A 7,687-nucleotide genomic window follows, 5' to 3' on the forward strand; every position below is an offset into this window, starting at 1 on the left:
CGCACGATGCTGCGCGGCGCGGTCGCGCTCAACCACCGCACCGCGGATCGCGTGCTGGTCGTGAACCTGCCCGGCAAGGGCATTTTCGAGTTCCGTCTCCGTCTGCCTGCCGAGCCGCATCGCTCCGAGCAGTTCGGTCCCTGGCACCTCGCCGACCGCATCGCCTCGCCGCTCGCCGGCCCCGTGGCGCCGCAGGACGCCTACACGATCCGCTACCGCGTGCTTTAAACTTTGTTCGTTGCGATCCATGCCGGCGCCGTCATCGTTCCGACGCGGGACAATTGGTACGATGATCGCATGTCCGAATTTCGCCTGACGCAGATTTCCGACACCCATCTCGGCCGGCGCTTCCCCGGCCTGGTCGCCAACTTCCATCGCGTTTGCGAGCACATCGACGCTGACAGGCCCGACCTCGTCGTCAATAGCGGCGACGTCTCCTTCGACGGGCCGACCGGCCGCGATGACGTCGTCTTTGCAAAAGGCCTGCACGACGCGCTGCCCGTCGCGTGCCGCTACCTTCCCGGCAATCACGACATCGGCGATAATCCGACCGCGATCGGGCCGGCCCCAAAGCCGCCGGTCAGCGAAGCGCACCGCCGGCAATTCTGCGACATCATCGGCGAAGATCATTGGGCGTTCGACGCCGCGGGCTGGCGCTTCATCGGCCTCAATTCCCTGGTGATGAATTCGGGGCTCGCCTTCGAGGCCGAGCAGTTCGACTGGCTGGCGTCCGAGATCGCGCATACGAACGGCAGGCCGGTCGCGCTGTTCCTGCACAAGCCTGTGTTTCTCAACCTGCCTGACGATCCTGAAACGCCGGAGACCTCGATCCGCTACGTGCCGCAGCCGGCACGGGCCCGGCTGATCGAGATGTTCGAGCGCGTCGATCTATGGCTCATCGCCAGCGGCCACGTGCACCAGCGGCGCGATTTCAGCTATCGCCGCACCCGCCATGTTTGGGCGCCATCGGCCGGCTTCGTCATCAACGATCAGCGCCAGGAGCGGATCGCGATCAAGGAAGTCGGCCTGGTCGAGTATCGCTTCCGACCCGACAGCTTCGAGGTTCGCCACCTCAGGGCCGCGGGCCAGGTCGATGTCGACGTCGAGGAGATCCTCGCCCAGATGGGCGGCGAGCACTAACGCGCGCTTGGCGGCTCAGGCGACGCTCTTGAGGTCCTGCTGGATTGCGGCGAGCAAGGATTGCAGCGCCTCGCTGTTCACCGGCTTGGCCGCCAGATCGTTGGCAACGGCCCGCTTGGCAGGCTGCGCGGCCTTGACCGGACGCTTCGGGAACGGCGGCGGCGCCGGCATCGCGGGTCGCGCAAAATCGCCGTCCTCCTCGGAGCGGACGAACTTGCCGTGAATGACGTCGTCGTGGCGGCCCATGACGAACATCGCCACCCAATAGCCGGCAGCAAGCAGGATAACGCAGAAAACACTGATCTCTAACATCGCAACACCCAAAATATGCGCGATGATTCAACGTCTTCGCCTTGCGGTCAATGAACCGACGGTCACACCTGCGGCTTTTGCGGAACAGGTGTGGCCGATCGGTCACTCTTTGTTAACCATCCCGCCCCCTTCCTTGGAGGCGGACGCGGCAGGTCAGGCCTTATCCGGCCCGACCCGGACCAGCTGCTTGCCGAAATTGGCGCCCTTCAGCAGCCCCATGAAGGCGCCGGGGGCGCTCTCCAGGCCCTCGGTGACGAACTCCTTGTACTTGACCTTGCCGTCGCGAACCCAAGAGGACATGTCGCGCAGGAAGTCGCCATGGCGCGCGGCGAAGTCGGAGACGATGAAGCCGCGGAAGGTCAGCCGCTTGGTCAGCGTCGCGCGCATCATGCTGGCGGCCCATTTCGGCGGCTTGGCCTCGGTGTCGTTGTAGTGCGCGATCAGGCCGCAGACCGGCACGCGGGCAAACGGATTGAGCAGCGGGAACACCGCCTCGAACACGGCGCCGCCGACATTCTCGAAATAAACGTCGATCCCCTTGGGGCAGGCATCCTTCAGCTTGGCGGCGAGATCCGGATCGCGGTGATCTATGCAGGCATCGAAGCCGAGCTCCTTGACCACGTAGTCGCACTTGTCCTTGCCGCCGGCGATTCCAACTGCACGCGCGCCCTTGATCTTGGCGATCTGGCCGACGGCCGAGCCGACCGCGCCGGAGGCACCGGCGACGACGACGGTCTCGCCTGCTTGCGGCTTGCCGATGTCGAGCAGGCCCGTATACGCGGTCATGCCGGGCATGCCGAGCACGCCGACCGAGGTTGAGATCGGACCGAGCTTCGGATCGACCTTGATCAGGCCATTGCCATTGGAGATCGCGTGCGTCTGCCAGCCGGAACGGATGCGGACGATGTCGCCTTTGGCGAAGCCGGCATTGTTGGACGCCGCGACCTCGCTGACCGCCTCGCCCTCCATCACCCCGCCGATCGGCACCGGAGCTGCATAGGACGGACCATCGCTCATGCGCCCGCGCATATAGGGATCAAGCGACAGCCAGATCGTGCGCAGCAGGACTTCACCCGCCGCAGGCGTCGGGACAGCGAATTCCTCGATGCGGAAATCGGATGGCTTGGGTTCTCCGACGGGACGCGCGGCGAGAACGATGCGTTTTGCTTGGGACATGGCTTCCTCCTGATTGTTTTTCGACATGGACGGAAGCGGAGGGAGGTAGCTGCGTCAATACAAAAGCGGAGGAGCGTGATCGCGTTTCGTCATGCGCATCTCCCGTGTCCCGGACGCGCTGCAGCGCTCTTGCGCTGCTGCGCAGAGCCGGGACCCAAAGTAACACGACAGATGCAGAGCGATGGGCCCCGGCTCTGCAGCGCATCGCCGGAGTGCTGCTGCGCTGCGTCCCGGGCACGAGACCGGCGCTGAAAGCGCGATCGGCGACTAACCCCCGCCCGGATAGTTCGGGCTCTCGCGCGTGATGGTGACGTCGTGGACGTGGCTTTCGCGCAGGCCAGCGCCGGTGATGCGGACGAACTGCGCCTTGTCATGCAGCTCCTTCATGTCACGCGCGCCGACATAGCCCATTGCGGCGCGCAGGCCGCCGGCGAGCTGGTGCATGACATTGCCGACCGGGCCTTTATACGGCACCTGCCCCTCGATGCCTTCAGGCACGAGCTTCAGCGTGTCCTTGATGTCCTGCTGGAAGTAGCGATCGGCAGATCCGCGCGCCATCGCGCCGACCGAGCCCATGCCGCGATAGGCCTTGTAGGAACGGCCCTGCCACAGGAACACTTCGCCGGGCGTCTCATCGGTGCCGGCGAGCAGCGAGCCGACCATGGCGATGTCGGCGCCGGCGGCGAGCGCCTTGGCAAGGTCGCCGGAGAACTTGATGCCGCCGTCGGCGATGACGGGGATGTCGGCCTTCTTCGCCGCTTCCACCGCATCCATGATCGCGGTGAGCTGGGGAACGCCGACGCCGGCGACGATGCGCGTCGTGCAGATCGAGCCCGGACCGATGCCGACCTTGATGCAGTCCGCGCCCGCGTCGATCAGCGCCTGAGTGCCCTCGGTGGTGGCGACGTTGCCGGCCACGACCTGCACCGAATTGGACAGACGCTTGATGCGGTTCACCGCGTGGAGCACATGGCGGGAATGGCCGTGCGCGGTGTCGACGACGACGAGGTCGACGCCGGCATCGATCAGGCGCTCGGTTCGCTCGAAGCCGGTGTCCCCGACGGTGGTGGCGGCGGCGACACGCAGGCGCCCCTGCGCGTCCTTGCAGGCGAGCGGATGGGCGACCGCCTTTTCCATGTCCTTCACGGTGATGAGGCCGACGCAGCGATATTGCTCATCGACCACGAGCAGCTTCTCGATGCGATGCTGGTGCAGCATCCGCCGCGCCTCGTCCTGGCTGACATTCTCGCGCACCGTGACGAGGTTTTCATGCGTCATCAGCTCGGAGATTTTTTGCTGGCGATTGGTCGCAAACCGTACGTCGCGGTTGGTGAGGATGCCGACCAGCTTGCCCGGTGTGTTCTTGCCGGCGCCGGTGACGACGGGAATGCCGGAGATGCCGTGATCGCTCATCAGCTTGAGCGCATCGTCGAGCGAGGCCTCGGGGCTGATGGTGAGCGGGTTCACCACCATGCCCGACTCGTAGCGCTTGACCTGCCGCACCTGGGCGGCCTGCCCTTCGGGGTCGAAATTGCGGTGGATGACGCCGAGGCCGCCGGCCTGCGCCATGGCGATCGCCATGCGGGCTTCGGTGACGGTGTCCATGGCCGAGGCCATGATCGGGATGTTGAGCGGAATGGCGCGGGTGACGCGGGAGCGGATGTCGACCTCGCCCGGCATGACGTCCGACAGGCCCGGCTTCAGCAGCACGTCGTCGAACGTAAAGGCTTCGCGGATGCCCTGAAGTTGCACCGTGGCCATTTGCCAACTCCTTCCTGCGGCCCTGCCGCAAATGCTAATGGATGAGCGCCGCCCTCGGCGTACCTTGCGGCAACGCCGGAGAATCGGAGCCCATCGGTGGGGTTGACGCGGGTCGATAGCACGGCCGCGTGACGAATCAAAGCAATTCGGAGCGCCGGCCTGCCATTCACAGGCTTTTTACGCAAATTCGGCGGGGACCGGCTCGGTACGCCGTCCCCTCCGCGGTCATTCCGGGGCGCGACGAAGTCGCGAACCCGGATTGACGAGAGAGCGCCATGCGGCGCGCCCGGGAATGACGGAGGGAGTCACACCTGGGGTCACGCAGGATTTAGGTGCTATGCGTCGATCCGCAATGGTCGCGGGCGGGCGGCGGTGATAAGCCGCAAGCCCCCTTCCTTCCGATTTTCAAAACCAATCCGTCATGGTCGACAAGCAACGCGTCATTCCGCTGATCGTGGCCACTGCTCTCTTCATGGAGAACATGGACTCGACGGTGATCGCCACCTCGCTGCCGGCGATCGCGGCTGACATCGGCACAAGTCCGCTGACGCTCAAGCTCGCGATCACCTCCTATCTGCTGTCGCTCGCGGTGTTCATCCCGGCGAGCGGCTGGACCGCCGACCGGTTCGGCGCGCGCATGGTGTTCGCGATTGCGGTCGGCGTCTTCATGGTCGGCTCGGTCGGCTGCGCGCTCTCGTCCTCGGTCACCGATTTCGTGTTCGCGCGCATCCTGCAGGGCATGGGCGGCGCCATGATGACGCCGGTCGGGCGCCTCGTGCTGCTGCGCTCGGTCGACAAGAGCGCGCTGGTCAACGCCATGGCCTGGGTGACGGTCCCTGCCCTGATCGGCCCGGTGATCGGCCCGCCGCTTGGCGGCTTCATCACTACCTACGCGTCCTGGCACTGGATCTTTCTGATCAACATCCCGATCGGGCTGCTCGGCATCTTCATGGCGCTGCGCTTCATCGATCCCATCAAGAGCGAGACGCGCGAGCCGTTCGATCTCTACGGCATGGTGCTCGCGGGTGTCGGGCTTGCCGGCATCGCGTTCGGGCTATCTGTTGCGGGACTGAACCTGCTGCCGTGGAGCACGGTCGCCGCCCTGGTCGTGGGCGGCGCGATCTCGATGATGCTGTATGTCCTGCACGCCCGGCGCACGGGCTCACCAGTGCTCGACTTCTCGCTCCTGAAGCTGCCGACATTGCGCGCGGCCGTCCTCGGCGGCTTCATGTTCCGGCTCGGCATCGGCGCGCTGCCGTTCCTGCTTCCGCTCCTGATGCAGATCGGCTTCGGGCTGTCGCCGTTCCATTCCGGCCTCGTCACCTTCTCCTCCTCGCTCGGCGCGATGGGGATGAAGACGCTGGCGGCACGCATCATTCGCACCTTCGGCTTCCGCAATCTGATGACGGTGAACGCGATCGTCAGCGCGTTCTTCCTCGCCGTCTGCGCGCTGTTCACGGTGACGACGCCGCTGCTCATCATCATGGTGATCCTGGTGGTCGGCGGCTTCTTCCGCTCGCTGGAGTTCACCGCGATCAACACGGTTGCCTATGCCGACGTCGAGACCGCGCAGATGAGCCGTGCCACCACTCTCGTCAGCGTCAACCAGCAGCTGGCCGTTTCGGCCGGCGTGGCGGTCGGCGCGGCGTGCGTGGAAACGACGATGTGGTTCAACCATGTCGGCGAGATCGACGCCACCGTGTTCGCACCGGCCTTTGTCGTGATCGCGCTGACCTCGGCAGCGTCAAGCTGGTTCTTCTGGCAGATGCCCGCTGATGCCGGCCACGAGATCTCCGGCCGCAAGGCCGTGGAGATCGCGAGCCGCAAGGGCGCCGGCAAAGGTGCTGAGAAGGCGGCGGTCAAGGCGGCGACCGAGGATACGCAGGACGTGCGGGATCAAAGGCTGGGGTAGGAATTTCCTGTAGCCCGGATGGAGCGCAGCGCAATCCGGGACCGGCCCCGCATTCCGCTTCGCTTCATGCGGGCTACGATGACGGAGTTTGTGACTACGTCTTGGCCTCGCCGCGAAACCCCGTCGCGAGCACATAGCGCTCCGAGGAATCCTGCCGGCTCGCCGCCGGTTTGACGTGGCGCACGGTGGCGAAGTCGCGCTTGAGCTGGGCGAGCAGGTCGGCGTCGGCCCCGCTCTGGAACGTTTTTGCCAGGAACGTGCCGCCGGGCTTGAGCACGTCGCACGCAAACGCGGCCGCGGTCTCGACCAGGCCGACGATGCGGAGCTGGTCGGTCTTGCGGTGACCGGTGGTGTTGGCGGCCATGTCGGACATCACGATATCGGCGCCGCCGCCCAGCATCGCGGTGAGCTTTTCGGGCGCGTCATTGTCCATGAAATCGAGCTGCGCGAAATCGACGCCGGGAATCTCCGGCATTTCCAACAGATCGATCGCGACGACCTTGCCCTTGCCTTCGGTGGAGCCGACGCGCTTGGCAGCGATCTGGCTCCAACCGCCGGGTGCCGCGCCGAGGTCGACCACGGCCATGCCCGGCTTCAGAAACCGAAACTTGTCGTCGATCTCGAGCAGCTTGAACGCCGCGCGCGAGCGATAGCCCGCCGCCTTGGCTTTGGCCACATAGGGATCGTTGAGCTGCCGCTCCAGCCAGAGCTTCGACGACAATTTGCGCTTGCCGCCGGTCTTGACCTGGACGTGCAAGCGGCCGGTGGTGTCCTTGGCCATCTCACCAGCTCCTGAGCGCGCCGTCCTCGCGCATCATCTCGACCAGCATGCCTTCGCGCAAGCCACGGTCGGCGACGCGCAGGCGCCGCAGCGGAAAGGCGCGCCTGATGGCATCGAGGATGGCGCAGCCGGCGAGCACGAGATCGGCGCGCTCGACGCTGATGCAGTTGTTGCCGGCGCGCTCCTCGTAGCTCATGCCGAGCAGCTTGTTGATAGTCGCGGTGATGTCGGAATCGTTCATCCAGATGCTGTCGATGCGGCGGCGGTCGTAGCGTGCGAGGTTGAGATGGATACCGGCGAGCGTCGTCACCGTGCCTGATGTGCCCAGCAGGTGCATGTCGGCGAGATCGCCGCCATGCTCTTCCGCGAACGGCGCGACGTGGTTCGCGACCACCTGCTCCATCGCAGCATAAATCTCCGGCGTCACGTCGCGGCCGCCGAACTGCTCGGCGAGCGTCACCACACCATAGGGGATCGACATCCAGGCCTTGATGCGCGGCTCCGGATTTTCCGGGTCGCGCTCGATCCGCACCAGCTCGGTCGAGCCGCCGCCGATGTCGAACAGGATCGCGCCGCGCCCCCTGGGGTCGACCAGCGGCGAGCAG

General features: G+C 65.7%; 7 protein-coding genes and 1 pseudogene. 3 read left to right on the forward strand and 5 right to left on the reverse strand.

Going from position 1 to position 7,687, the window contains the following annotated elements; genetic code table 11:
* Positions 1-228 (forward strand): annotated as a pseudogene (locus tag MOV75_RS20180) (acriflavin resistance protein); the annotation flags it as partial.
* A 69-nt stretch (positions 229-297) separates the two neighbouring features.
* The gene (locus MOV75_RS20185; protein ID WP_247006461.1) at positions 298-1,140 is read left to right on the forward strand and encodes a metallophosphoesterase; all 843 of its coding nucleotides are present in this window, start codon (positions 298-300) and stop codon (positions 1,138-1,140) included.
* Between the two features lie 15 nt (positions 1,141-1,155).
* Here the strand turns inward: MOV75_RS20185 and MOV75_RS20190 are convergent, their stop codons facing one another.
* From MOV75_RS20190 to guaB, 3 genes are all read right to left on the reverse strand, one after another.
* Positions 1,156-1,452 carry a hypothetical protein gene (locus MOV75_RS20190; protein ID WP_246927361.1) on the reverse strand — a complete coding sequence of 99 codons (297 nt, stop codon included), beginning with the start codon at positions 1,450-1,452 and terminating at the stop codon, positions 1,156-1,158.
* 153 nt (positions 1,453-1,605) lie between these two features.
* On the reverse strand, positions 1,606-2,628 hold the full coding sequence (locus MOV75_RS20195; protein ID WP_246927363.1) for an NADP-dependent oxidoreductase: 1,023 nt from the start codon (positions 2,626-2,628) through the stop codon (positions 1,606-1,608).
* A 267-nt stretch (positions 2,629-2,895) separates the two neighbouring features.
* Positions 2,896-4,389, reverse strand: coding sequence for an IMP dehydrogenase (gene guaB, locus MOV75_RS20200; protein WP_246927365.1), 1,494 nt, complete (start codon positions 4,387-4,389; stop codon positions 2,896-2,898).
* A 421-nt stretch (positions 4,390-4,810) separates the two neighbouring features.
* On the opposite strand from guaB, the gene MOV75_RS20205 reads away from it, so the two are divergent.
* The gene (locus tag MOV75_RS20205; RefSeq protein ID WP_246927367.1) at positions 4,811-6,301 is read left to right on the forward strand and encodes a DHA2 family efflux MFS transporter permease subunit; all 1,491 of its coding nucleotides are present in this window, start codon (positions 4,811-4,813) and stop codon (positions 6,299-6,301) included.
* Positions 6,302-6,395: 94 nt separating this feature from the next.
* On the opposite strand, the gene MOV75_RS20210 is transcribed toward MOV75_RS20205, so the two are convergent.
* On the reverse strand, positions 6,396-7,082 hold the full coding sequence (locus MOV75_RS20210; protein WP_246927375.1) for an RlmE family RNA methyltransferase: 687 nt from the start codon (positions 7,080-7,082) through the stop codon (positions 6,396-6,398).
* A gap of 1 nt (position 7,083) precedes the next feature.
* Positions 7,084-7,687, reverse strand: a 604-nt coding sequence (locus tag MOV75_RS20215) for a Ppx/GppA phosphatase family protein (RefSeq protein WP_369010465.1), incomplete at its 5' end; no start/stop codon positions are given.

This window comes from Bradyrhizobium sp. PRIMUS42, from assembly GCF_023006515.1.
In the GTDB taxonomy this organism is placed as follows: Bacteria; Pseudomonadota; Alphaproteobacteria; order Rhizobiales; family Xanthobacteraceae; genus Bradyrhizobium.